Below are 22712 nucleotides of genomic sequence, written 5' to 3' on the forward strand. Positions count from 1 at the left end.
TGAAGCAGCACAGATTAAATAGTGAGGTTTCAAAAAATGAATGAAAGAATGGAGTTTCGCGCCCGGGTTAAGAAACCACGTCGAGAGCTTTCATTACCGCCGCTTACATTTCATCACGCCGATCACTGGATGAAAGTCCTGGGTATGGAAGTGTTCTCAGCTTGGTTGATGATTTACACTTGGTGTGACCGGGAACAGTATCCGCAGGATGATATTAGTCACCATAAAAACATAAGGAACATTGCTGATGCATTTGGGTGTAAATCAGTGGATAAGGCTCAAAAAATAATAAAAAAGCTTTACGAATTCGGTTTAATAGACATAGTTCAGGAAAAAAACAAATTCGGCAGTATGAAAAATATTTATTATTGGTACGACATTCCGATATATGCTGATAGCATGTTTTGTGAATTACGAAAGTGCCGTAATTGGGAGGATAGAAATTCACATGGACAGGAATTAGTTAAATTAAGGAAAATAAAGGAGAAAAATAGTAAGCTAAAAAGCCGTACGAAAAAATCGTACGGCTTTAACAATACCCAAGAAAATAGCGGCTTCCAGGATGAGCCGTACGAAAAAATCGAACGGCAGCCGTACGAAAAATCGGTACAATATAATTATATAAATAATAATGTTGTTGATGTTGTTGTTGAACCGCCTGGCGAAAAAAATCAAAAAGATCTCATAAGAATAGCTTTAACAGAATTTCAACAGCAGGCTGAAAAAGTATGTGGTGTCCGGATACCGTTGGAGCTATTAACTAACCTGGTAACTGAATACGGCATTGGAAAAGTGAAAGAGAAAATCAATATGCTCGGAAGCGTCCGGACTAGGAATGCACCGGGCTTTCTTATTGCCGCCCTGCGGGATGATTTTAGGTTAATGCCTGGGCGGCCGCCCCAGCAACAACAAAAAAAAAGGGCTTCCCCCGGCGGCCAAGCTGTCCGGAAAAACACCCAAACCAGAGCTAGGGAACCGGACACTGCGGAAGCACTGGAACGAAAGAAGCTGATCCAGTCGCTTTACATGAGCTGAATTCGCAAAAGAAGCCTTATGCGAACAAATAAGGACCAAAACCCACATGTAAGATGATCAAAACCTCCTGTTAACGGGGTTTTTTTACTTCGCATAAGGAAATTGAAAAGGAGCTGAAAGCATGTTAGGAAATCTCCGTTATCGTTTTGCGGAGGAAGTCCCGTCAAAATACCGCAGGCCGATTATAATCGGCCTGGCGGTCTTGGGGTTGGCCGTTCTGTATATTTTGGACGTGTGGATATTGGGTACCGCCGCCGCATTTTTTGTGGCACTTGTTGATAGTGTGCAGCATATAGGCCAACCGCTTGACTTAAGCTTGGTCAACTGGTACTGGCACCACCCGTTATTTGTGGCCAAAGCCTGGGTTTTTGAGGTAGACAAGCTATCCAATCCGGAAATACGCACCTGCTGGCTATTTATAAATGCCAGCCTGATCATCCTGGGCCTGGCCGGTGCGATTAAGAGCAAAATGCAAAGTGGAAAACAGAAAAACAATGCCGAATATCGCGATATCCGAAAACTACGGTTCAAAAAATTTCAATTCGACATAAACCAGTGGCTGAATTGGGTGCCTGAAAATCAGTACTTTCTCGGTCTGGATGACCGGCGACGGCCTGTCACTGTGTCTGCAACGGATATGACAGAGCATATTCACATTCTGGGCGGTTCCGGCAGCGGCAAAACCGCCTTCGGTGTCACGCCTATATGTATACAGGCCATCAAGAAAGGTGCAGCTTTGGTAGTGATTGACTTCAAGGAGGACAGACAAGCTATTCAATTGCTGGCTCAGGAAGCTATTACGAACGGCAAAAGGTTTTACATTTTTACACTAGATCCACGGGAACAAACAAACATTTATAACCCGCTGGCCACCGGTACCCCGCTGGATAAGGTTGAACGGATAATGACAGCATTGGAATTGGTTTTTGCTGGTGAGGCTAAATTCTATAGTTATGTGCAGCAGGCTACGTTCATCCCGCTTTTGAAAGAGCTGGATAGACGGGGGGTTAAATATACCCTGGGTGATATACATGGTATTTTACACAATCCGGGTTTAGTGTTCCAGTTGACCGGTCAAAACGTAGATGAAAATCAGCTCAAGGGCCTAACCGCTGCGTTAACCCCATTTGCCGATATAGAACAAATAAACTCAGCTCAGCCGGATATAGACATAGGTGAAATCATGAATCGTGGGGATGTGGTATATTTCGATTTAAAATCCGCATTGGCCCCGGAAGCCAGCTCAGCCATTGGTAAAATGATCGCTCAAGATTTGCAGTATCTGTCAGCGTTCCGGTCACCGCAGTCACGACCGGCCATCATAGCTATAGACGAATTTCAGAACATGGCTTGCCAGGCGTTCCGGAACGTTATTTCTAAAGTGCGGTCGGCCAATTATGGCTTACTATTGGCCAATCAGGCCATGGGTGACCTACTGGCGGTGGGTGACGACTTTGCCAACACCATCCAGGTGAACACCCGGACTAAAATTATTTTTAACGCCGACACTCCCGCTGACGCGGAACTGTTTTCGCAATACACCGGAACAGTATTGCAGACGGTAATGAACCATAGCGAGAACAAAACCCAAACTCAGGGTTTGTTTTCAGGTTGGGACAAAGGGGATCGACGACAAACCGTAGGTGAAAGCAGCACAGAAATAGAGGTGCCACTTTTACACTCAAATATGTTTAAGAAAATGCCGCCGGGTAAATCCGTGATCATCAGGCGCGGCAAGCTGGCCGGTTTGGCCAACCATGCCTACCTGATTTCGAAAGCTGAAAAAGACCGGCTGGAACAGCTGCCACTGCCGGAGCCGGTACCCGGACCCAGGGATGATAGGGGTGCATTTACAGTAGAGAGTATGTTAAAAAATGCCAAAGATAAGTTGGTAAAACAGTCAGATCTGCCGGGAAATGATCAATCAACGGGTAGTCAAATCAAGGATGATATGTCAAACGCTGGCAACAATGCGGGTGCTGCTGAAGCCGGGGAAGTGGTGCTATAGCCATGAATTATTACCAATTAATGCTAATAATTCATGGCTGTGCCCCGCACAATAGCCCCACACCGCGCCCCCCTCTGCCGGTGTGCGCTGGTTGTGTGTGCCCGTTGTGTGGGGTATGAGCTATGCTCAAGCCGCGCCGTTGCCCGCGTTCCTCCGCTATAGTCTGCCGTCTTGCGGCAGACCATAGCGGAGTTGGAGCAGTCCCCCCGCTAACGGTCCGTAACTCACTTCGTTCGCACGGACCATAAGCGGCGCTTCAGCCTTCGGCGGCACCCTCCCTGCGGTCGGGCAAGGGCATCTTCGATGCCTGCCGCTCTCGGCTTTCGGGGTTCACTTCGTTCACCCGGCTTGCTCTCGCGTCCCCTGCGGGGACGCATAAGGGGAAATGGGGCGCTGCCCCTTTCCCCTTATAATCCCCTTACCCCCGCCGGGGGTTTTTTAACCCCCGGACCCCCTTTGGGGCTGCGCCTTTTGAGGTGGGAATCTGCAAGGAGGTGTTGTTATCGCACGCATTACTAAAGCTAAGCAACTTACGCTACGGGATCAAAATTTCTTAACCGATTTGGCCCGGTGCCGGGTGCTGTCATTCCAACAGGTTAAGAATGCTTATTGGTCGGCTGCCAAGGATAGAACTTGTGAGGATCGGTTAAAGCAGTTAAGTAAGGCGGGATACCTTACTGAACATACAGTTGGTGGGGAAAAACCCGGCATGTTTTTAAAGGTGTACAGTTTGGATACCAAAGGCAAACGCTGGGCCACTGGCCCGGATGGACCGGGGTTGGACAGGAGTATTGTTTTTACTCATCCGGGCAAGGCTAACGAGGTTGTGCACCAGGTGCGGACCAATGATATTTATTTCAATCTTTCCGGAAGTGAGCGGGCAAGTTGGCGTATCGGTGATGCGCTGGAAATTGAAAATAAGGTTTATGCGGGGGGTGGTGATATTGTGCCGGATGCTTCTTATGTAAGTGATGAAGGCGGAGAGGTTTTCGTTGAAACTGATTGCGGGAAGTATACGCCAGCACAGATCCGTGAGAAGGTGGCCGGGTTTAGCGATAAAGAGGTGGTTTGGGTATGCCCTGCCGGGCGGGAGCAGACGTTAGCCAAGTATGGGGCGGCGGGTGAATTTGTGACGTATGTTGCATAAGGGGGTGTTGGTGGCTGGTTGTTGTTACGGAACGGGATAAAAGGGTTTTTAAGTTTTTGGCCCGGTGGCGGTTTGTTACCCTGGAACAGTTGTTTAAGGCTGGTGTTTTTAGTGGTGCCCATAAGACCGCCTATAAACGGCTGCTGGTTTTACGGCGGGGGAAATTGATTAATGGCGGGCAGCTGAGTTGTGGCAGGATATATTATTACCTGGCTCCCAAGGGCGGTGAAACGATTGAATTGTTGCTTCCCTGGTATGCGAAGATTTACAAAAACGCTGGGGTGGATGTGGTTTTGAAACATTTGGTGGCTTGTGACTTCGCTTTGGCGCTGGGGATTCAATATTTAGCACATCGGGAGGTGTTGGGTCGGTGGATGGGTGCTGATTATGATGTGCTGGCCAAGTGCTTTCGCGGTGCGGATTTGTTTTTTGAAAGGGATGGTCAATTAAATGTGCTTGTTATTGATTATCAGTATTCGCTAAAGTACCTGGCGGGAAGGGTGAAGCTTTATTCACGACTGCCTCCGGAAATACGGGGACAATTGTTGGTTAATTATTTGGTGTTTACGGAAATCAGGCAAAAGCAGGTTATTAAAGCGGCAGCGGGTATGGGCGTTAGGGTTAAGGTGCTAAAGGCTAATTGGAAGTATTAGGAGGTGATATGGTGAAAAATCATGCCTTTGAAATTACTCGGCGGGTTTTGCAAAATACGTTAGTGGAGTTGTTGCCGGGGCCGGAGGTGCAGGGGGAACCGTTTTGGACGTTGATGTGTGTCGAGGCAGATGGGGAGACCACTGGTAGCTTTTATGCCAATCAATCTGTTATCCCGTTGTTTTTAGATAAGGGCCAGGCCGATAATTTTTTAAGCTTGATTAAGCAGGATGATTTAGCGGTTAGGGGGATTAGTCTTAAGCATTTGCAGGTGTTGTTGGGGTTTCAAAAGCACGGTCGGGTGCAGTTGGGTATTTGTGTGCCCGGGCTTGAGTGTTGTGGTAATTATGGGGTGTTTACTTCTACAGTGGAACAGTTTGAGGAGCTGCTTAAGGAGTTAGGGTTCAGTTTGGATGATGTTTAGGGTGGCCAAGAGGTGCCGGACCGTCGCTTTTGGGGTATTTCTTTGGGGTAAAACGCGACCGTCCGGCTGGGCTGGTAGGCATATCCGGTCCTTTCTTTGGAGCAGGTTTTGCAAAAGCGCAGGCTTTCACGCAAAAAAACGCGTCAAAGCCTGCACTGAGCTTGTCTGTGCTAAAGTGATCGAAGTCACGCATTAGCCACCGCGCAGATTGGGACGGCCCTGCCGGGCCGTCCCAATGCGGCGGTGCTGGCGCGGTTAGCTGCTGCCTTTGGCGGTGCGCGCTCCGCGGATCCGCGGTGCGCCCGCGGTGGACCCATGGTGCGCGGTAGTATGTGCAGTGCTGAATATGCGAGGTGCTTTGTGCAGGGAGAGTGCCCGCCCGGTCATCGGTGGCTATGGATATGCGCGGTGACCTGCAGCAGCAGCGGACACTATATATCGGCAGCAAGGTGACTTGATTAATTGTTTTTTGGGCGCTAATTTCCGCCACCCACTTTCGCTACCGAGCCCGCTTTGCGGTCTCGGTTTAACGCTCATGGCCGACTGCGTCGGCCACCGTGGGTACCCGACGGAGCGCGGCTCTGGGGTTTTTCTTTTGGGTCTTAATATGGATGCGCCGCTAACGCGGCGCTTTGATTTTACTTTTCGCCTTTCGGCGGCCTCATTATAGCTGCTCTGTGACGGCAGGTAAAGGGCAAGGGCCTGCGGCATATCCTCCCGGCCCGTTGGGCCGGTCCGGTATTCCTCGGCCTCGCGCTTTGCGCGACCCTTTACCTGCCGTCACAGTGCCGCTGGTTCGGCCTTAAGCCGAAAGGCGAAAAACGGCGGGGGGAGGTTAAAAGATTTATATTTTGGGGATTAATTAATCCCCAAACCCCTTTTTGGGCTTCGCCCGGGTATGAGTTCGGCTAATCTTGATGATGGAGGGTGTTCCGGATGAAGGTTATTTTGGAGAGTGAGTTGGAAAGGTGTGCTTGGGAAATCATGATGGCTGCTCAATACAAGTGGAAAAGGAATTATGGCGGTTTGATGTGTGACCATTTAGATTTTTATTTTGAGGATATTTACAAAGAGGAAGCCGATAAGGCGGTGAACGATGAGGTTGAACGTCGGTTGCGGGAGAAGTTTAGTGCTGAGTTCTTTTTAAGTAAAGATGAATATGTGAAATGGGAGCTGGAAGGGTATGCGCTTGAGGAGTTGATTGATGGGGAAAGGCAGAAGTTGGAGCAGGAGTTTCGTGATGATTACGATTGTGTTTGGGAGCAAATAGAGGATGAAAGGGAATATCTGCTGGAGGATGTGAAGCAAAAACTGAGAGGCTTTTATTACGCTTTTTTCAATGGACCGAAAAGGTTGACGGTTGTGTATAACGGTGAGGTTATCCAGGGGGGTGAACGCAATGAGGCTTGAGCAAAATATCATGAAGCATAATCCAAACATAGAATTCAAGATCGGCAAAGGATACGGCTTCGCTGTAACGTATGACAGTTTATTTGAAAATGATTACGTGGTAAATGTTTTTACCGGTGGAGATGTACTGGAAATGCTTGCAGATGTCTATAGCCCCGTACCGTTGGATTTACGCAAAGTGCAAGCCATAGCCAAAACCAAGGATGGTAATATCTGGTGCTATTGCGATTCTAAAATAGGTCCGCTATGGCTGCGTCATGGTGGTGCCAATGCCAAGCTTATGGCGGCAGGTTATTGATTTTTGTGGATGGTGGTTTCCTTTACGGTGCCATCGGTATCGACGGTCAATGAGGGGGAGGTGATAGTCACTTAGCTATCTTTTCAAGCCGGGCCACCCTGGATACCAGGTAACCGGTATCAATTTCAATGCTATCCAGGCGTTCAGTATGGTTATTAATTCGTTCTTCAATGCGCGCCAGCTGCTCGGTGTGTTGTTTGTGGCCTGCAAAGAGGGTGTTGATTTTGGGTTCGATTTCGTTTTCGACGCGTACTGCCTGTTTGGTTAACTTGGTGTCAATTTCGTTTGTTTTGGATTTTATTGCTATTACTTCTGTGACTAGGATGTCCTGGGATTTTTCAAGACGGGCTTGGCCTTCTTCGAGGTTGCCGACTCGTTTGTTAAGGATTTTTAGTTCGCCAGTAATGACTTGGAATTGCTGGAGCACTAGCTCTTGAAATTTGTCGTTGTCCATGATTATTCGCTCCTTTCACCTAAAGGTATAATACGCTCCCGGGTACGTTCCCGGAGCTGAATTTGTTCATTTCTTCGCCGGTAAGATCCCCTGGATGTATACCAGTGGTGTCGCAGTAATCCATTAAGGCATTGATATCAAAATACGGTTTCCACCCCGGTTTTTTTGGCTGATTTTCCGGCGGTTTTACCGGGCGAGGGTATTTTGCGACTAGTAATGATTCCAGTTTGTCAATTCGGGATTCTATCTTGGCTTGGCTATCTTTTAGGGATTTGAGTTCAGCCTGGATTTGATTGAGGATTTCTCCCATATTGATTCTCCTTTCGGTTTAATGCCGGCGAGGATCGTTGCTGCGGCCCACCAGGTAGTCTATGGATACGTCGAAGAAATCGGCGAGGGCAACCAGCTTTTCAACAGATGGAAGGTTTTCGCCATTAGCAAATTGGCTTACAGCCGGGCGGCTTACATTAATGGCATTAGCCACGGCTTGCTTAGAAAGTTTGTTTTTATTAATAAGCAAGGATAGCCTTTCTGAAAAAATTCTTTTTGTAAACATGGGATCTCCTATTGACCGTAAGTTGTGCTTACGGTATAATTAAAAATATAGTAAGTGATACTTACGGAAAGGGGTGCAGGATGAAGCGACAAATGTTGTTATCTAAAATACAGCAAAAGCAGCTTACCTATACAGAAGTGGGTAAGGCAGTTGGTGTGTCAAGGCAAATGATTAGCTATATCGTAAACTGTCGCTGTAATCCTTCATGGAAATTACAGCGCAGGTTGGAACAATTCTTCGGTATCCCGGCCAGTGAACTACTGGCTGAATCCGAGCAGCGGTAATAGTAAAATTTTATCAAACAATTTTAACACAAAATCAGGAAAAAGTAACGGTTCGGCAGGTTTAGGAAAAAGCCGAACGGAAGGGTGTGGAGCTTCGTATGTCCTTTAATCAAGCTGCAATAAAGAAACGCGGTAGGCCGAAAAAAAATGTTGATTTGGCCAGGGTGCTTGAGCTGGTAAGCGCAGAGAAAACAGACCAGGAAATCGCCGGTGAGCTTGGTGTGTCGGTGCGGACATTGAGGACTTTTCGTAAGGAGCACGGTATACTGTCGGCAATCGGCCATGGCGGAGCCAGGCGGGGAGCCGGCAAGAAGAGAATCAGCGGTGGCCCGTATGAGCCATACATGGAACGGCAGCAGGCTATTGATGCCCGGGTAAATTCAGTTGACGCCCGGCTGCGGGTGGGCAGGGATTGCTTGTGCAGCGACCAGTGGTTAAGGTGGGCAGGTAGTGCGTTTGAATATGACAAGGGAATGGGGCGGTATGTAAGCAGAATAGCGGGCTTTGGGATACCTGCAGTTGTTCGGCAGCAGGGATAAGCTGATCGCTATTATGTTTACTAAAAGTATACAAGTTTACATCGGTAAACCACAATAAAATCAAGGGAGGAAAGTATACCGTGGCGGATATAGTTACTTACTCGGTAAAGTTAGATGCGAGCACAAAGGACCGGTTAGGGGATCTGGTGGAACAATCCGGCATGACGGCCAAAGATTTTCTGGCTCAGTTGGTTGCAAAATACGAAACCAGCCAGGCACGGGAAAGCATGGCCGAATCAAAGGAGTTGGAAAACCTGCGTCACCACCTGGCCCGTGTTGAGGAAATATATATATCCATCGTTAAGAGTGCCCAAGATCGTCAGGAAGCGGATGCCGCCCGGATCAGTCAAGCTTTAAGTGAAGCCCAACAGGCCAAGGCCCAGGCTTTAGATACCCAGGCACAGGCAGAGCGTGTAGCCATAGAGGTCGAGGAACGGGTTAATGCTGCCGAGGCCACGGCAGCCCAGGTCCGGAAAAACGCAGAAACGGAAATCTTGGCTATGCGTGAAACTCTTGCTCGGTCGGAGGATGCTCGGGAACAATCGTCCCGTCTGGCAGTCCTGGCGGAAAAGGCGGCTGCAGAAGCCGAGATTAAAGCTGAAGGTTTGCAAGAGCAAGCAGAGCAATCCGAGGCTTACCGGCAGGAATTGGAACAGGTTAAGCGCGAACGCGGGCAACTGGAACTTAATCTTAGCAAGGTCCAACAGGAATTACAGGAAGCGGTGGCCATGCACGATGCGGCAGCCAAATCCGACAAGGAGGAATACGACAAAAGACTGCAACAAGCACTGGAACGGGCTGAATTAGACAAGGATAAAGCCGTATTGGATGCCCAGCGCAAGGCTTTGGCTGAGATGCGGGAACTGCAGGAAGCATTGGCCAAGTGCCGGGAAGAAAAAGCGGCCCTTGAAATTGAGCTGGCGGCCACCAAACCAAAAGGCTCTACAAAAGTTAAAGCTAAAGGCGGTGATGGGAAGTAAGTACGAGCAATAAAAGCGGTTATTTTTGGGAATGGGAGGCATTACACCCGCTATGCTTGGCGGCGTGAGGGTGTAATGCTCCCGGCACCACCTCAAAGGGCAGTTACCAACATTATAGCCTGCCTTTTGGGGTGAAGTAGACCTGATTTCCGGGAGGTGCGTTATTATTACGGGCAGGCAGTGTTTGGTTGAGGATTCAATAGCAGAACGTATTTATCAGTTTTTAGGCAGTTTTGCGGCTAAGCATGATATTTCGGTTGTATATATACCGGTGAAGCAGCTAACGGGGGACTGTATTGACGGCTTATTCTTTCACTCGGATATTGATGAGGTTATTTTTATTGATAAAGATTTGCCTCTGGCAGAAAAGTGTTTTGTTTTAGCGCATGAGTTTGGGCATTATGTATTGCACCGCAGACAAATGAATGCTGTTTGGGCTAAAGCTTATTGGTCAGAATCCCATAAGTCTTGGAGAATGAAGAAGGAAGCTGAAGCGGATCGCTTTGCCTACCGGTTGCTTGATTTAGCAATTGATTTAGCAAAAAGGTTGGCACAAAGTGAAACGGGGAGGGGTTATAGTGAAAGCTGTTGAGTATAATGCTGGGCATGTTAAATGCACTGCAGGGCAAAAAGATATTTCAAATTTAATTAACCTGTATAAGCTGGTGGAGGAAACCACTCTAATAGACGAACCGGTAGACGGTTGGTGGCTAACATTACTTGAGGAACTCTCCCTGATTGATTTTGTAGCGGTTTTAGCGATTATAATTGCCGGTTATGACGAGGGCAAACAGAAAGCGTTAAGGGATGAGGTTTATAAAATTAAACCTATGCCACATGAAAGTAGTAGGGACAGTAAATTCCTATTCAAACTATTAAAAGGAGTAATACTGGAACCTGAACTTTATCTGAAGATGGTTCATAATAAGTTTGGCGATCTACCTTTGGCTAAGCTCAAGGCATTAGCTAAACCGTTACTGAAAGGCAAACATAGCCATGCAACAATGAATAGGAGGGAATCTCATGGAACGGCAATGGCAGGGTATTAATTCCCAGGATGATTTGCCGGAGATGGTTAGGAGAGCTTTTGATCCCAAGGTTCTAAATAACCTGGATGCGGAAAATTTGATTAGTCCGTTAGCTATTCTTTGTGATACCCGTTATACTTCAGCATTCAATGATCCGTATGTTGGAGATGAGTATAACGAGCTATATGAAAAGAGTGAAAATATTTATAACGATTTAAAGAGGGCTTTACCAGGTGATAAACATGATCTTTTATTAAGATTTGAAAGTTTAATAATATCTAAGGCATGCATTGATAATAAGCTTATTTTTCAGCAGGGCTTACGTGATGGGTTTAGGTTGGCAGTAGAGCTACTTGCGGTGCAAAGCGACAATAAGGCTGTAAATAGGACTGGCCTTGTCAATACCCTAGATAGGCATAGAAAAGCGCTTTAAGCTCCTTTTACGGGCTTCTGAGAGGGTGTTTATTGGTCGGTTAGTTGGGTAAGGTAAACGATAAGGCTATGTAGTGGCCACCAATACCCAAGTGTAAAAAATTTGACAAATGAGTATTTCGTGGCCACTACATAGCAACTATGAAAGGTGGTGGTGCCGGACAGACATAAGGAAAATTTTTCTGTCGCACTGACAAGAACATGGTAAAATAATGTTTGGGAATACCGAACTGAGGGCGGGCCTCACCTGCCGGGGATGGAAACCATCCAAAGAAGGAGGTGAGGCGGGATGATCACAATCAGCGACGCAGTACAAGTCGTAATCGCAATAATACTCCTGCTGACCCTCGTTGTTCAGCTAACTAGAAGGTAAGTAATTGAAAACCTCTGAAACTGCGGTAACAGTTTCAGAGGTCCTAGATGAAAACCCCGGTTGGTGGGGCACTCGAGCCGTTTTCAGTTTCAGTATTCCCATTTATTAAAGGGGTGATAACTTCTAAGTAAATAATATATCTCGAATTGCTAATTGTCAAGAATTGCAAATCTATTTAAGGGAGGCAAGCAAGATATGAAACGATTGTTAACGATTCTATCGCTTATATTATTCACGTTCATCTCTTTTACAGCTTATGCGGATGAGCAGGTCAATGTCTACGACCAGCAAAAGCAGCTGGTAAAAAGCGTGGTATTTGTGGTGGGCAGCGACCGGTATTTTGTCGATGGGCAAACGCCCGGTGTTTTGATGGACGCCAAGCCGTTCATTGAATCCGGAAGAACTTTTGTGCCGGTGCGGTACTTGGGCAACGCCCTGGGCGTGACCGATGATTATATCGGGTGGGAAAGCCCCAGGGTTACCCTGGATGAACCCGGCTTCCCGGTGGTGGATCTGGCTGTTGGCAGTAAAACAATTAAGAGTGACGGCAAGGCAACAACGATGGATGTTGCTCCGCTGCTGAAAACCGGCCGCACGTATCTGCCCGCCCGGTTTGTGGCCGAGGCATTGGGGTATGAAGTGGCCTGGGATGCCGAAAACGGCATTGTGCTGTGCTGGCCCAAAGGCGCGGAGAAACCGGACGTGAAAGCGGTAGTTGAGTATATCACCGGCCAGGCTCCGGCAACGCCTGTAACCCCGGTGCAGCCAACTGAACCGGAGCTGCCGGCAGGGGAAACCCGGCCCTTTAGCGGTACGACGCTTGATCCGAATGATTATGTGGTTGCCGAGAGAAAAGCCATTCCCTACGAATTCAAGCAACCAGGTGCCAGTATTATGGAAATGACTGTGGAGGAACTGCGTCAGAAGCCGGTTGCGATGGGTAGTAACAATGATACAATTATCTATGATGTAAACGTGCAAAAGGACAAGGTTTATGTTAAACAGGCTACAGGTGACCTTACGCCGGCAAGATTAATACTTGCCAAGGGCAACAACGTATCCGTGCAAAGGGATAACACGCTGAAAGAATACAGCAGCAACCCCTTTACCCACGGCTATTACGTCAGCCTGGAAGCCGACCCGGGCGGCGGCACCAAGATCGAAGATGTCACGCATATCACGTTGTTATTTAGTAACCAAGCCCTGGCTATTAAAAATCCCCTCTACAAAGGAGGCAGCAAATAATAATGCGTTTAACTAAATTAATACTTTTGCTTGCAGCCCTGCTGCTGTTGCTCCCGGGAACGGCTTTGGCCGAACCCCAGGAGCAATTATTTTTGCGCCAAGTAAGTGTAGGCAGCTTTGACGTGTGGCAGCACACGGACGGCAGATGGCAGGATACCGACCATGACGGCAAACCCGATCCATACGGCTTGACAAATAAAACATTAGAGCCCGAGGTTTTCACTCTGCCCCAAACGCAGTACACCAGCGGTTTTACCGTTACCAGGGTAGAGATAGAATACGACTTCACCTTAACGGATGAGGGACTTAAAAACGCTGGCCGCTCTGAAAGTTGGGATTATTTCAATAAAAAATACCTCACAAAGCTCCCCAACAACTACAAGGCAGAAAAAACCGGCGAGGATTTAGCCCAAGGCGAAGTCACCGTTCAAAAGACTCTTGATCTGACGCCAGAACTGCTTGACTTAAAAGATCCTGCCATCCGTGAGGAACTAGGCATGAGCGACCAGGACTTCTCCGACCTGGCCCAGGGTTGGCGGTGGTATACACCTGTGCTGATTAACTGGTACGGAGTACCAAAGGACAAAGAAGAAAAAGAATTCGAGTATGGTCTAGTAGTTTGCGGCGTTTTGCCTAATGGGCCTGATAGTTCAGCAACGCCTGGTGGAGATCCATGGCTGGTTGAATTCGGTGGATATAATGAGCCTGTGGAAATTTGGATTTGGGATATGTATATGGATAAATTACCTGATTTCTCCCGTTCCTCTGAAGAAGTTAGAAAAGTAAAGCCGCTTTATATATTGAAATTAAAACCAGGTGAAACTAAAACATGTGAAATACCAGCAAAAGATGATAAATATAACGTGGGATACTACATGGCTATGTGGAAATTGGATAAATAATGATATTTAACAAGCGGGGTATTTGCCTTACTTGTTTTTTGCCTAGATGCAAGACCCGGCAGCGCCGGGCCTTGCATTATCTCTTTGGATGTTTTATGAGAGCAGCAATTGGGAGTAGGAGTAGTCATGTGCATAAAAGGAAGATTTGTAAAGTAAATAGCACTGAGGGACCCGGGAAATACCAGGTTCCTATAACCAGGGAGGTAAAAATATATGGCCAAGAAGGTTAGAGTACTTGAAACCATTCATAGATGCCTTATAGAATCAGGCGAGAATGGTATTTCTCTTAAGGATTTAGCTAAATTTATTTATGGTCGAAATAATAAAAAATACGAACTTAGAATTATAAAAAATGTTGGGTTGCTGCGAATCAGAAAAGGGTTAAAAATAAACTATGATAAAAAAACAAGGCGTTACTTACTTTTATCTCCTAAAAATACAGAATTATAGCCATGAGCCCACAAACTTGTTAGTTCAATCACAATACGTGGAGTGTCGTTTTGTATTTCAAAAGCACTTTTATTTGTCTTATCACCTAAATAATAACCTTCAAAAGATATAGAATTACTTTCGAGTTGTATATTTTGGGTAGTGGCTAAAATAGTATCAATAGCATCTGTTAAGCTTCGGAAAACCATCTTGATTTGTGATCTATTTATTTTGTTGTTATCCTTACTTTGTGTTTTGATCGGTTTAAACTCTGAAAGAGATAGGCGACATAAATATAATTTTTGGGCTTCAAGCGTATTGCTCAAAATAATATTATCTAATATTTGATCAGCTGTTATATATTTCGCTTGAGCTATAAGAGCCGCTGGTAGAAACTCTAAATGTTTTGCCAAAAATTCCCCAGCTATTATTTTTACATTCATAATATTCTCTAAAGAACTTATAACCAGCTCTCTAATGTGACAGCTTTCAAGAAAATTTTCAAAGTGAATGCTAGCTATATCCGATGCTGTCCATTCTTCTAACCCATCAGTATCTTTGCCGAAAATTGATTCAACTAAGTCTAATTTGTCCTTTTGATTTAACCATTCGTTCCAGAGCGAATAAATTATATTGGCCATAGTATCATTAGGCTTATTTCGGCCTGTTTCCCAAGCATTAATAGCGCTAGCGGATAGTTTATATTTTTCGGCTAATTTACGAACAGAATAATTTAAGCTTTCACGCAAAAGCCGCAATATGCTACCTGTCCGACACGTGAGCATTAATTCTCCCCCTTTATTTATTCTAATTAATGGGGTGGTGGGGATATAAAATAAAATATTAAGTATGTTGTTGGAATTTAAAGTATGATGCTGAATTTTACATATAATTTATAAAAATATAACAAAAAAGTACTTGTGTATGAATTTTTGTAGACGTATACTTCTTATAAGGTATTTCACTGTGCAACATGTACGTTAAGTACATATTATCAGTATTAAATATTTTTCGCAAGACCTTGCTTTGCTTGGTGCAAAATTTTGACAAGCTCCAAAATAAGAGTCCCGACAGTGCCGGGACTTGCATAACCTACTTGGATGTTTCTTTATTACAAAATAAATCAAATGACACATTATATATTGTTTTATGAGTCATTTTTGTAATTTTAATTGACTTATATTTTTACATTTAGTATTATTGGGATAAGATAACAGGGGGGTTTGGGATGAAACATAGTGGTTTCCTGACGATGAAGGAATTGCAGGATAGATTAAAGCTTAGTCGGCAAACAATAACTCGTTATATAAAAGCTGGACTCCCTCGGATGAAAAAAGGGCATGAAAACCTTTTTGATATGGACGAGGTCTCAAAATGGCTTGAAAGAAATAATTCAAATCCTGATTATGCAAAACTAATGGGCCAAGTTTATGAAATTTATCCAAACGACCCCTTAAAAGCTTTAGAACACGTTAAAAAACACGGGAATAACCTGTTTTACTTGTATGCGTTGGCTGAATTAACGCAAAATATATACTCAAATATTTGTTGTAAAATTCCTAGCAGAATTAATAGAGTAAAAGTAGGTGCTGTGGAGGTGGATTATTTCTTCCGGGGTCTAATTGATATTTTAAGAAGTTTGCCTAAGAATTTGCCGGCGGGGAAGTATCATTACATGGCGACTCGAATTGAAGATTTAGTTATCGAACTAATAAAAGAAAGTGATAGACCTCGATATGTTCAAGAATATAAATTCTTTTTTCAAGATGAAAAAAAGTTTAGTGGGTTAAGCAGAAATGAGGTATTTTGGGAAAGGAGAGGTATTGATGTTGGTAGATTACGAAAAACTTAATATTAACTTAAAGGGTGCTCTCGTTCATGGTGTGATCAGCTTAAAATATGTAGTGGGTGGTCGTACTTTTGCTGATATAGATATATTAGATTTTGGTAATGGATTTGGTAGTCAAGCGACTATAAGAAGTAATGAAACCGAATATGGTAGTGTATCAAGTGGTAAATATTTTAATAGCATAGAAGATGCTGTAAATGACGTAATTATTTTAATTGAAAAAGAGATAATCGTAGATGAATACGTAAGAAATTGCCAGGAATAAATTTTTTTCCTTTTGTCCCGTTCCCGCCCCGGGTTATGGCGCGGGTCGCACTTTTTAGTGACTTGAAAAAGGGGGTATCTCTGTGCTTTTTCCGCCTGTGACAAGAGTTGTTTTTGCATCTGATAAAACAGGCATTATCAAGGGCCGCTTACGGCCTGGACAAGCTGCCCGGGACGTAAAAAAAGGAAAAGCGAAAAAAATGGGCGATAATTTAATTCAATATTCTTATTTTTGGCGTAAAGAGCCAATTATACTTAATGACGATGAAATTGTGCTACTCGGGACTATATCACGCTACACAACAAAATCTGGTTATTTAAAAACCAATGATCCACAGACAGCACGAAATATTTTCAGACACAATAACTATGTCGTGTCACTTGCGATGCCAAACCTAAGTAAAAATAATTAATCAACTACCTATACACCTAACCATAAAAAGTCTAAAATATACATAAGCGAGAAGGTGTATTTCCTTTGGGCAAATTTGAAAAACTATTAAAGAGGTTTAATCAGCACCCCGTTCCATTGGATATATCCTACCAGGAAGCAGCCCGGTTGTTATTGGTAATTGGGTGCTCGATGCGAAAAAGATCAGGCAGCCATCGGGTTTTTACATATTTAGGGTATTCCAAATTAATTGTTCTCATGGAGAATGAAAATTTACGGCCATACCAGGTACAGGATATAAAAGATTTGCTGAAATACATAGGCATCAAGGCTAGATAAGGGGGGGTATTAAGTGTCTATGGTTATGAGTACAATTAAGATTAACACCGAGGCCCTTGAAGGAGAATTAGACCGTTTTCTTGATATTCCTGCTAATCATTCTGAATTAATTTATCAAAGCGAAGCATACAGGAATATTAGATATCCCGTTGTATTAACCAGGTTGACTGGTGAGGAATGGTTGGCTGAGCATAAGGATTTGCCCGGGTGTAAAATACACGGCAGCACTCCGGAAGAAGCAATGGCCAGGTTGGAAGAGGTTAAGCTATCATGGATCTATGCGGCCATGGCCGAGGGCAGGAAGATTCCAAAGCCTTCTCCAGGCCCGCAAGTTGTGAAAATGGCATAATAAGCACCAGATAATAACCTCCGGTTGACCGGGGGTTTTGTATTTCATAAATATGAAAGGGGCGGTGATATGATGGATATGTACACGGTAGCCGAAGTTTCGAAAAAGTTGCGGGTGCGGAAGTCCTTTGTTTACGAGCTCATTTATACAAAACGATTAAGGGCTCTTAAACTGTCTGAACGCCGCATTCGCATACCTTCATCTGCATTGGAGGATTTCATAAGAAATTTTTCTGAAGAGGAAAAAGGTAAACTGTAAGGCGGCAGGGAAGTAAATCCCTGCCTAACTTTTTCCTGCTTTTTGCCGTTATAGGAGGTCACAAATGGCGGAGGTAAAAAGGCGCGGTGTAAACAAATATCAAATCTCAATATACTTGGGACGTGATAAAGATGGCAAGCGTATAATCCACTATGAAACCTTTCATGGTAATAAAACTCAAGCTAACCACCGGGCGGCCGAACTTGAAGTTGAAATGAAACGCCGTGTCGGACCCAAGGCTGTAGCTATGAATGTGGATGAATACCTAAGCTTCTGGTTAAAACGGATTCAAAACTCTGTTGATGAAGGGACATATAGAACATATACATTCCATGTTAAAAGATTGAATCCGTTAATGAAAAATCTACCCATGTACGGTCTTAATTCGATGGATTTCCAGGAAAGACTTTCATGCCTATCCATATCCGGGCTAAAGCCCAAAACCATAAAAGGCATATGCGGTACTCTGAAAACAGCACTAAGGCAAGCCGTTGCATGGGGCCTTCTTATCACAGATCCAACAGTGGGTTTACGTACACCAAGGGTACCAAAACAAGAAAAGAATGTTCTTGATGGTACTGAACTGATGAAGCTCCTCAACGCTGCCAGAAAATATAAACATCATTTGATCGTAAGAGTCGTGGCCATAACCGGCATGCGCTTGGGAGAGGTACTGGGTTTAAAGTGGAAGGATGTGGACTTTCAATCCGGAACGGTAGCGGTGCAGCGGGCAGTGAACACACGCAGACGTAAGTTAAAGCCGGAACCCAAAACCCAAAGCAGTCGTCGGACTATACCGCTGGATGAAGAAACACTTATATTCTTGAATGATTTAAAAAATCAATACAAAGAAACTAACCCCAATGTGGTACGGGAAACGCTAATTTTTCATGCGGATTATGACGTTAATATTCCTGTTCGGGATAACTCTGTGCGGCGTACAATTAAAAGAATAGTAAAGGCGGCGGTTTTGCCAAGTATGACCGTTCATGATTTAAGGCATACGGCGGGAAGTCTTCTGGTGGCAGCCGGATACCCGCTGCCGATGGTTTCAAGTTTCTTGGGTCACAGTAGCCCTGCTACGACTACGGCAGTATATGCCCATGCCATAGGGCGCGGCATAAACGTAACTAACGCCTTGCATAGCTGTCAGGCAGATAGTCAGGCAAACGCTTAAAAACCCTTTTATATTGCGGCTTTGGGGTAGGTGCTGATAATTCAATTCCTACTGCACCCACCAGTAAAATCAAGGGCTTCGGGAAACCGGAGTCCTTGATTTTTTGCTTTTTGGTGCAAATTTGGTGCAAATGCTCTCAAAGGTCATGTTGCTCGTTAGAAAACTAAACTCAAGATAACCCATATCCACGTTCAACAAGTTTAGTTAGTTTAGAGAGGGCTCGTATTGCTGGAGCACCATCAACAACATCATGGTCAACTAAAACCGTAACATAGAGATATTCTCTAACTTCTATTTTATCATTTATAACACCCGGTTTTTTTACTATTGAACCGATTGCAAAACATAGTGGATGAACACTTACCGGTATCATCCAGCCATTTACCTTGCCCATCATGCCTACAGAGGTTATCATAACAGTTCTAACCCTCTGATCTTCTATATAACTTTAACTCTATGATACATTAAAACTTGATTTCCGAAAAAACGAGAAATATTTAATACGCTGTAGCGGTTCACGCTCCTTGGCGGTAAGCTAATCACCGACAAAGTCATTGAACAACGACGGTAAGGTCACCGTCATTAGCGCTAAACGTCCATATTTAAGAATCAGTGCCAATGGCAATGTTTTTATTCTTTAAGAAGTCATTGCCACTGGCATTAGTACTTTTATTAAATTAGTTCATCGTCTTCGAGGCCTTTTTGTACCGCGTCTGCGTCAATTGTCGGGCTATCGGCCACGACTGCCGCTACAATGGCATACCGGCATATATTGTTAATGCGCCGAGGAATGCCTTTGGAAAACTGATAGATAAGCTGTACTGCCGCATCCGTAAATATTTGCTTGTCCAGCCCGGCCACTTTTAGGTGATGCAGGATATAAGCGGCAATTTCGTCTTCCCCCAAGCATGGTAAGCGATAGTGTACATTAATCCTCTGGCGGATGCATTCCAAAACCTGAAGGCGCAGTATTTCGGCTAATTGTGGCTGACCGGCCAGTACAACCATTAAAGGTGAAAAGGAATCTGCTTGATAGTTAAGAACAAACCGAAATTCGCTGAGCATCTGCACCGTTAGCTCCTGAGCCTCGTCGATCACCACTACCGGTTTTATCCCTTTCTGGTGTAATTCCAGCATAGCCTGTGCCACTAAGCGTTTGTTTTCGGAGAAACCCCTGCTTGGCCGGATATTAACCTGGTAGAGTAAGCTCTTGTAGAACTCCGCCGGTGAAAGCTGTGAACTAGCCAAGTAAATATAACGATAACGAGAAGCCTCCAGGGATTGCATAACAGACCGGATAGCCGTGGATTTGCCGGAACCAACTTGCCCTGTAATCACCGCTAAAGAGCCGGTCTTGATGACATGCCTGAGCCTGGCCAGGAGTTCACGGTGTCCTTTGGACACGAACACTTCCTTAGGGGATAATTCCCGGGAGAAAGGCTCCCGGTTAAAAGAGAAATAAGGGCTATTCATCGTGCTTCACCTCCAGTGCCTTGGCAAAGGACAGGCCGGAGCGTTCTTTAATCTCGTCTTTATGTTCCTGAACAATAGCCTGCATAGCTTTTTCCAGTGCTTTATGACTGTCGGTCTGACGCTCTTTAACGCGTTTTTCGGTGAAGTTTTTCATCTGGTAGGGACGGGCCTCGCACCGGTAAACGCCCTCGAAGTAAACCAGAATGCGCTTTAGATCGTAAGGGTTAAATCTCAGTTCGACGGTCTTGCCAAGCAAACTCTCCTCCACCTCGTAGAGATTGCTGTAGATCTTTACGGCTCCAAGTGAGCTCACTACCCGGTTTTCCCGCCATAAAAAGGCCTCATGCACAGTAGCCGGCTCAACAGGACGAGACATGTTCAGATGGCTGGCACAGGCCTTTTCCAGGGCATCCCGAGGGCTCATCTTCAGCGTGCTGTGTCGGCGACTATGGTAGCGCCTCTCCAGCCAGGCGGTAAAGAAGCTATTGACCTCATACAGCGTAGCCACTTTGCCGGATTCAGTCTGCTCTCTTAGCAGAGGTTCACATTTCTCGGCTACCGTTCTGAACCATCTTTCAATTCGACCGCGGCCTTGGGGTTGCCCGGCCCGACTATGTTTAATGCTTAAGCCCAGTTCCGCCGCGATGCGCTTTAGGTGCTGAGAACGAAATACCCGGGCATTATCGCAGTAAAAAATCTCTGGAACGTGATGCTTTAAAATAGCTTTCAGGAGAGTATCCTCCAGACAAGGGCGGTTCTCGTTAAAATAAAATTCAGCGTGCACAATATAACGGGTATATGAGTCAATAATAGCAACCAATCGCAAGCGCCGTTTTTTGTTCGTTAGTTCGTCATATAGATACGGGCCATCCCAGACATCACAAATCCATAAAGCATGGGCACCTTCAACGCTGAACAGGCGGTAACGTTTGCGCACTACGCGCTTCAAGGCTGGGCGATCTTTACCTAAGCGACGCAAATGGCGGTTTAGAGTGCTTACACACATTTTTTCTGAGCCCGGTATCTGGCCTGAGCGTAGAATATCAATGATGCTATCTGCAGATAGCTCCGGACGGGCCAGTCTGATCTTCACGGCCTCATCCAAAGCTTGCTGCCCAAATGCTTTAAGTGAACCTTGTTCGGGGCGGACCTTAGGTTTAAGACCCTCCAAGCCGAATTTAAGGTAATTGCTCAGGTACCGCTCAATTGTACGTTTACCCAAAAAAACGAGGCGGTTCTGGGCATCAAGGTGCATCTTTTTGGTAAGCTCCTCAAGTATGAGCTTTTGGGCACCACGTGGCATTGGGCGTTTAAGCAAGGGTACAATAATCTCAAATCGTTGCAAAGCAACCCGCTCACGCTCATCATCCGGTGGCAAATTCATACTTTTTCCCTCCTGACTTGCTAATTTTAAGGGGTTTTACCTCTAAGATCATCATGATGCAAGTCAGGAGATTTGGCGATAACCAAGGTTTGTGGGAATCTCCCCCCTCGGGGGGAGATTAGCCGGGTGAATACTCCTTTTTTGCCCGAGACTTAGCGTTTCCCAAAAGAGCTCCCCACAGATCCCAGTCGCCCCTACCAAGCAGATTGCACAAGCCCATTAACCGATTTGGGCGAGGAAAGCTAATCCATCCGGCATAGTTACGTAGCCAGGCAAGGATAAGCATTGTGGCTTCCCTGGCTACCGCTGCTGTTAACGGCAATATCTCTTGATTCATAATACTAAGAATACGCGCTACAACCTCATTAATAAGTGCCAAGGCTTGAGTCAAGATAAGCTTTAGCCAGCGGGACAAAGTACGTGGATCGTAGCCGATTTTAGCGGCACTTTCTCTAAGGCTAATTCCTTGTAGATGCTCGATTACTACCTGTTCGTGGGTTTCCAACGGTTCCCGCTGATATGGCAGCACAAATTCCGGCCAATAACTGATTGTTTCGTGACATTGCTCGCAATAAGCGTTGAAGATCGTAATTCTAGTTGCGTTAACATGGTCCAGGCATAATTCACGGTCCCAATTGGCATTCCAATGCGGCCTGTGGGATGAATTATTAGGGCAAACAGGTTTGATAGGAAGAAAATTTTTGGGATTTTTAATATAGCTCTGGACATTTGGGCAGGGAGTTGTTATTCTCATCTTGTATGGGACTTCAAGTCCATCCGGGGCATAGGGAGAGAGGTCGCAAACTCTACATCTTCCTATGCTCAAATGATTAAGAAGCCATCTCCTTGATTACTTTCACAAGGGATGGCTTTTCTACTTTTACCGCCAAATTCCTGCTTTTCTCGTAGTATGGAATTGCCGCCTTCGGCGGCAATTCGTTCACCGCCCATTGCCGTGCGTCGCCACAATACGCCCTTCGGGGCGTTTTTTATTTTATCTTTCTGGGTAAACGAACGTTTGGTATAATAACCC

The 22712-nt window shown here is 45.3% G+C and carries 31 protein-coding genes; 22 read left to right on the forward strand and 9 right to left on the reverse strand.

The genetic code is table 11. The features are described from left to right. Positions 1-36: 36 nt before the first annotated feature. The 7 genes from DESGI_RS07800 (at position 37) to DESGI_RS07835 (ending at position 6973) form a co-directional block, all read left to right on the forward strand. Entirely contained in the window at positions 37-1035 is a 999-nt protein-coding gene (locus DESGI_RS07800) for a hypothetical protein (protein ID WP_006524356.1), read from the forward strand. A 121-nt stretch (positions 1036-1156) separates the two neighbouring features. Further along, positions 1157-3043 carry a type IV secretory system conjugative DNA transfer family protein gene (locus DESGI_RS07805; protein ID WP_006524357.1) on the forward strand — a complete coding sequence of 629 codons (1887 nt, stop codon included), beginning with the start codon at positions 1157-1159 and terminating at the stop codon, positions 3041-3043. 562 nt (positions 3044-3605) lie between these two features. After that, positions 3606-4190 (forward strand): replication-relaxation family protein, encoded by a 585-nt coding sequence (locus tag DESGI_RS07810; RefSeq protein ID WP_006524358.1) that lies wholly within the window; start codon positions 3606-3608, stop codon positions 4188-4190. A 56-nt stretch (positions 4191-4246) separates the two neighbouring features. Further along, on the forward strand, positions 4247-4843 hold the full coding sequence (locus DESGI_RS07815) for a hypothetical protein (RefSeq protein WP_006524359.1): 597 nt from the start codon (positions 4247-4249) through the stop codon (positions 4841-4843). 8 nt (positions 4844-4851) lie between these two features. After that, positions 4852-5265 carry a hypothetical protein gene (locus DESGI_RS07820; protein ID WP_006524360.1) on the forward strand — a complete coding sequence of 138 codons (414 nt, stop codon included), beginning with the start codon at positions 4852-4854 and terminating at the stop codon, positions 5263-5265. Between the two features lie 936 nt (positions 5266-6201). Then, positions 6202-6675: a hypothetical protein gene (locus DESGI_RS07830; RefSeq protein ID WP_006524361.1), complete on the forward strand. Its 474-nt coding sequence runs from the start codon at positions 6202-6204 to the stop codon at positions 6673-6675. Continuing rightward, positions 6665-6973 (forward strand): hypothetical protein, encoded by a 309-nt coding sequence (locus DESGI_RS07835; protein WP_006524362.1) that lies wholly within the window; start codon positions 6665-6667, stop codon positions 6971-6973. The genes DESGI_RS07830 and DESGI_RS07835 overlap by 11 nt, the downstream gene beginning before the upstream one ends. A gap of 67 nt (positions 6974-7040) precedes the next feature. Here DESGI_RS07835 and DESGI_RS24485 read toward each other — a convergent pair whose 3' ends face one another. The 3 genes from DESGI_RS24485 to DESGI_RS07850 are packed head-to-tail and all read right to left on the reverse strand — an operon-like array spanning position 7041 to position 7983. Further along, complete coding sequence (locus tag DESGI_RS24485; protein WP_006524363.1) at positions 7041-7427, reverse strand: hypothetical protein; 387 nt, start codon at positions 7425-7427, stop codon at positions 7041-7043. Between the two features lie 19 nt (positions 7428-7446). Then, entirely contained in the window at positions 7447-7737 is a 291-nt protein-coding gene (locus DESGI_RS07845; protein WP_006524364.1) for a hypothetical protein, read from the reverse strand. Positions 7738-7755: 18 nt separating this feature from the next. Beyond that, positions 7756-7983 carry a helix-turn-helix domain-containing protein gene (locus DESGI_RS07850; protein ID WP_006524365.1) on the reverse strand — a complete coding sequence of 76 codons (228 nt, stop codon included), beginning with the start codon at positions 7981-7983 and terminating at the stop codon, positions 7756-7758. Positions 7984-8063: 80 nt separating this feature from the next. Here DESGI_RS07850 and DESGI_RS07855 point away from each other — a divergent pair, with 80 nt between their 5' ends. The 9 genes from DESGI_RS07855 (at position 8064) to DESGI_RS07895 (ending at position 14216) form a co-directional block, all read left to right on the forward strand. Next, positions 8064-8267 (forward strand): helix-turn-helix transcriptional regulator, encoded by a 204-nt coding sequence (locus DESGI_RS07855; RefSeq protein ID WP_041284820.1) that lies wholly within the window; start codon positions 8064-8066, stop codon positions 8265-8267. A gap of 98 nt (positions 8268-8365) precedes the next feature. Beyond that, entirely contained in the window at positions 8366-8806 is a 441-nt protein-coding gene (locus DESGI_RS07860; protein WP_006524367.1) for a helix-turn-helix domain-containing protein, read from the forward strand. 80 nt (positions 8807-8886) lie between these two features. Then, positions 8887-9786 carry a coiled-coil domain-containing protein gene (locus tag DESGI_RS07865; RefSeq protein WP_006524368.1) on the forward strand — a complete coding sequence of 300 codons (900 nt, stop codon included), beginning with the start codon at positions 8887-8889 and terminating at the stop codon, positions 9784-9786. Between the two features lie 184 nt (positions 9787-9970). Further along, positions 9971-10378, forward strand: coding sequence for an ImmA/IrrE family metallo-endopeptidase (locus DESGI_RS07870; RefSeq protein ID WP_006524369.1), 408 nt, complete (start codon positions 9971-9973; stop codon positions 10376-10378). Then, positions 10365-10835: a hypothetical protein gene (locus DESGI_RS07875; protein ID WP_006524370.1), complete on the forward strand. Its 471-nt coding sequence runs from the start codon at positions 10365-10367 to the stop codon at positions 10833-10835. Before DESGI_RS07870 ends, DESGI_RS07875 begins: the two co-directional genes overlap by 14 nt. Beyond that, on the forward strand, positions 10810-11247 hold the full coding sequence (locus tag DESGI_RS07880) for a hypothetical protein (RefSeq protein WP_006524371.1): 438 nt from the start codon (positions 10810-10812) through the stop codon (positions 11245-11247). Before DESGI_RS07875 ends, DESGI_RS07880 begins: the two co-directional genes overlap by 26 nt. 567 nt (positions 11248-11814) lie before the next feature. After that, positions 11815-12864, forward strand: coding sequence for a stalk domain-containing protein (locus DESGI_RS23000; protein WP_006524372.1), 1050 nt, complete (start codon positions 11815-11817; stop codon positions 12862-12864). Positions 12865-12866: 2 nt separating this feature from the next. Beyond that, a complete protein-coding gene (locus DESGI_RS07890; protein ID WP_006524373.1) occupies positions 12867-13766 on the forward strand; it encodes a hypothetical protein in 900 nt (299 codons plus the stop codon). A gap of 213 nt (positions 13767-13979) precedes the next feature. Beyond that, entirely contained in the window at positions 13980-14216 is a 237-nt protein-coding gene (locus tag DESGI_RS07895; RefSeq protein ID WP_006524374.1) for a hypothetical protein, read from the forward strand. On the opposite strand, the gene DESGI_RS07900 is transcribed toward DESGI_RS07895, so the two are convergent. Next, entirely contained in the window at positions 14180-14980 is an 801-nt protein-coding gene (locus DESGI_RS07900; RefSeq protein WP_006524375.1) for a helix-turn-helix domain-containing protein, read from the reverse strand. The two genes, DESGI_RS07895 and DESGI_RS07900, sit on opposite strands and share 37 nt — an antisense overlap. Before the next feature lie 443 nt (positions 14981-15423). Between DESGI_RS07900 and DESGI_RS07905 the strand changes: the two genes are divergently transcribed. The 6 genes from DESGI_RS07905 to DESGI_RS07935 all read left to right on the forward strand — a co-directional run bounded on the left by DESGI_RS07905 (position 15424) and on the right by DESGI_RS07935 (position 18822). Next, the gene (locus tag DESGI_RS07905) at positions 15424-16047 is read left to right on the forward strand and encodes a helix-turn-helix domain-containing protein (protein ID WP_006524376.1); all 624 of its coding nucleotides are present in this window, start codon (positions 15424-15426) and stop codon (positions 16045-16047) included. After that, positions 16022-16309 (forward strand): hypothetical protein, encoded by a 288-nt coding sequence (locus DESGI_RS07910; RefSeq protein WP_006524377.1) that lies wholly within the window; start codon positions 16022-16024, stop codon positions 16307-16309. Before DESGI_RS07905 ends, DESGI_RS07910 begins: the two co-directional genes overlap by 26 nt. An 82-nt stretch (positions 16310-16391) precedes the next feature. After that, positions 16392-16721, forward strand: coding sequence for a hypothetical protein (locus tag DESGI_RS07915; RefSeq protein WP_006524378.1), 330 nt, complete (start codon positions 16392-16394; stop codon positions 16719-16721). 330 nt (positions 16722-17051) lie between these two features. Continuing rightward, the gene (locus DESGI_RS25645; RefSeq protein WP_006524380.1) at positions 17052-17387 is read left to right on the forward strand and encodes a type II toxin-antitoxin system HicB family antitoxin; all 336 of its coding nucleotides are present in this window, start codon (positions 17052-17054) and stop codon (positions 17385-17387) included. A gap of 69 nt (positions 17388-17456) precedes the next feature. Continuing rightward, entirely contained in the window at positions 17457-17645 is a 189-nt protein-coding gene (locus tag DESGI_RS07930; RefSeq protein WP_157872751.1) for a helix-turn-helix domain-containing protein, read from the forward strand. A 64-nt stretch (positions 17646-17709) separates the two neighbouring features. Beyond that, a complete protein-coding gene (locus tag DESGI_RS07935; RefSeq protein WP_006524382.1) occupies positions 17710-18822 on the forward strand; it encodes a tyrosine-type recombinase/integrase in 1113 nt (370 codons plus the stop codon). A 169-nt stretch (positions 18823-18991) separates the two neighbouring features. Here DESGI_RS07935 and DESGI_RS07940 read toward each other — a convergent pair whose 3' ends face one another. The 5 genes from DESGI_RS07940 to DESGI_RS26030 form a co-directional block, all read right to left on the reverse strand. Beyond that, a complete protein-coding gene (locus DESGI_RS07940; RefSeq protein ID WP_281168122.1) occupies positions 18992-19264 on the reverse strand; it encodes a 2-oxo acid dehydrogenase subunit E2 in 273 nt (90 codons plus the stop codon). Positions 19265-19494: 230 nt separating this feature from the next. Then, the gene (locus DESGI_RS07945) at positions 19495-20295 is read right to left on the reverse strand and encodes an ExeA family protein (protein ID WP_015617942.1); all 801 of its coding nucleotides are present in this window, start codon (positions 20293-20295) and stop codon (positions 19495-19497) included. Further along, positions 20288-21679, reverse strand: a complete 1392-nt coding sequence (locus tag DESGI_RS07950; protein ID WP_015617943.1) for a TnsB C-terminal domain-containing protein — start codon at positions 21677-21679, stop codon at positions 20288-20290. Before DESGI_RS07950 ends, DESGI_RS07945 begins: the two co-directional genes overlap by 8 nt. Positions 21680-21797: 118 nt before the next feature. Beyond that, the gene (locus DESGI_RS07955; protein ID WP_157872752.1) at positions 21798-22433 is read right to left on the reverse strand and encodes a helix-turn-helix domain-containing protein; all 636 of its coding nucleotides are present in this window, start codon (positions 22431-22433) and stop codon (positions 21798-21800) included. Positions 22434-22501: 68 nt separating this feature from the next. Beyond that, positions 22502-22630, reverse strand: a complete 129-nt coding sequence (locus tag DESGI_RS26030) for a hypothetical protein (protein ID WP_281168096.1) — start codon at positions 22628-22630, stop codon at positions 22502-22504. Positions 22631-22712: the final 82 nt, after the last annotated feature.

The organism is Desulfoscipio gibsoniae DSM 7213 (assembly GCF_000233715.2).
Taxonomy (GTDB): domain Bacteria; phylum Bacillota; class Desulfotomaculia; order Desulfotomaculales; family Desulfallaceae; genus Sporotomaculum; species Sporotomaculum gibsoniae.

Coding starts and splice junctions, on each gene's coding strand:
- DESGI_RS07800 (WP_006524356.1), top strand. CDS start 37: ATGAATGAAAGAATGGAGTTTCGCGCCCGGGTTAAGAAACCACGTCGA.
- DESGI_RS07805 (WP_006524357.1), top strand. CDS start 1,157: ATGTTAGGAAATCTCCGTTATCGTTTTGCGGAGGAAGTCCCGTCAAAA.
- DESGI_RS07820 (WP_006524360.1), top strand. CDS start 4,852: ATGGTGAAAAATCATGCCTTTGAAATTACTCGGCGGGTTTTGCAAAAT.
- DESGI_RS07830 (WP_006524361.1), top strand. CDS start 6,202: ATGAAGGTTATTTTGGAGAGTGAGTTGGAAAGGTGTGCTTGGGAAATC.
- DESGI_RS07835 (WP_006524362.1), top strand. CDS start 6,665: ATGAGGCTTGAGCAAAATATCATGAAGCATAATCCAAACATAGAATTC.
- DESGI_RS24485 (WP_006524363.1), bottom strand. CDS start 7,427: ATGGACAACGACAAATTTCAAGAGCTAGTGCTCCAGCAATTCCAAGTC.
- DESGI_RS07845 (WP_006524364.1), bottom strand. CDS start 7,737: ATGGGAGAAATCCTCAATCAAATCCAGGCTGAACTCAAATCCCTAAAA.
- DESGI_RS07850 (WP_006524365.1), bottom strand. CDS start 7,983: ATGTTTACAAAAAGAATTTTTTCAGAAAGGCTATCCTTGCTTATTAAT.
- DESGI_RS07855 (WP_041284820.1), top strand. CDS start 8,064: ATGAAGCGACAAATGTTGTTATCTAAAATACAGCAAAAGCAGCTTACC.
- DESGI_RS07860 (WP_006524367.1), top strand. CDS start 8,366: ATGTCCTTTAATCAAGCTGCAATAAAGAAACGCGGTAGGCCGAAAAAA.
- DESGI_RS07880 (WP_006524371.1), top strand. CDS start 10,810: ATGGAACGGCAATGGCAGGGTATTAATTCCCAGGATGATTTGCCGGAG.
- DESGI_RS23000 (WP_006524372.1), top strand. CDS start 11,815: ATGAAACGATTGTTAACGATTCTATCGCTTATATTATTCACGTTCATC.
- DESGI_RS07890 (WP_006524373.1), top strand. CDS start 12,867: ATGCGTTTAACTAAATTAATACTTTTGCTTGCAGCCCTGCTGCTGTTG.
- DESGI_RS07895 (WP_006524374.1), top strand. CDS start 13,980: ATGGCCAAGAAGGTTAGAGTACTTGAAACCATTCATAGATGCCTTATA.
- DESGI_RS07900 (WP_006524375.1), bottom strand. CDS start 14,980: ATGCTCACGTGTCGGACAGGTAGCATATTGCGGCTTTTGCGTGAAAGC.
- DESGI_RS07905 (WP_006524376.1), top strand. CDS start 15,424: ATGAAACATAGTGGTTTCCTGACGATGAAGGAATTGCAGGATAGATTA.
- DESGI_RS07910 (WP_006524377.1), top strand. CDS start 16,022: ATGTTGGTAGATTACGAAAAACTTAATATTAACTTAAAGGGTGCTCTC.
- DESGI_RS07930 (WP_157872751.1), top strand. CDS start 17,457: ATGATGGATATGTACACGGTAGCCGAAGTTTCGAAAAAGTTGCGGGTG.
- DESGI_RS07935 (WP_006524382.1), top strand. CDS start 17,710: ATGGCGGAGGTAAAAAGGCGCGGTGTAAACAAATATCAAATCTCAATA.
- DESGI_RS07945 (WP_015617942.1), bottom strand. CDS start 20,295: ATGAATAGCCCTTATTTCTCTTTTAACCGGGAGCCTTTCTCCCGGGAA.
- DESGI_RS07950 (WP_015617943.1), bottom strand. CDS start 21,679: ATGAATTTGCCACCGGATGATGAGCGTGAGCGGGTTGCTTTGCAACGA.
- DESGI_RS07955 (WP_157872752.1), bottom strand. CDS start 22,433: ATGAGAATAACAACTCCCTGCCCAAATGTCCAGAGCTATATTAAAAAT.
- DESGI_RS26030 (WP_281168096.1), bottom strand. CDS start 22,630: ATGGGCGGTGAACGAATTGCCGCCGAAGGCGGCAATTCCATACTACGA.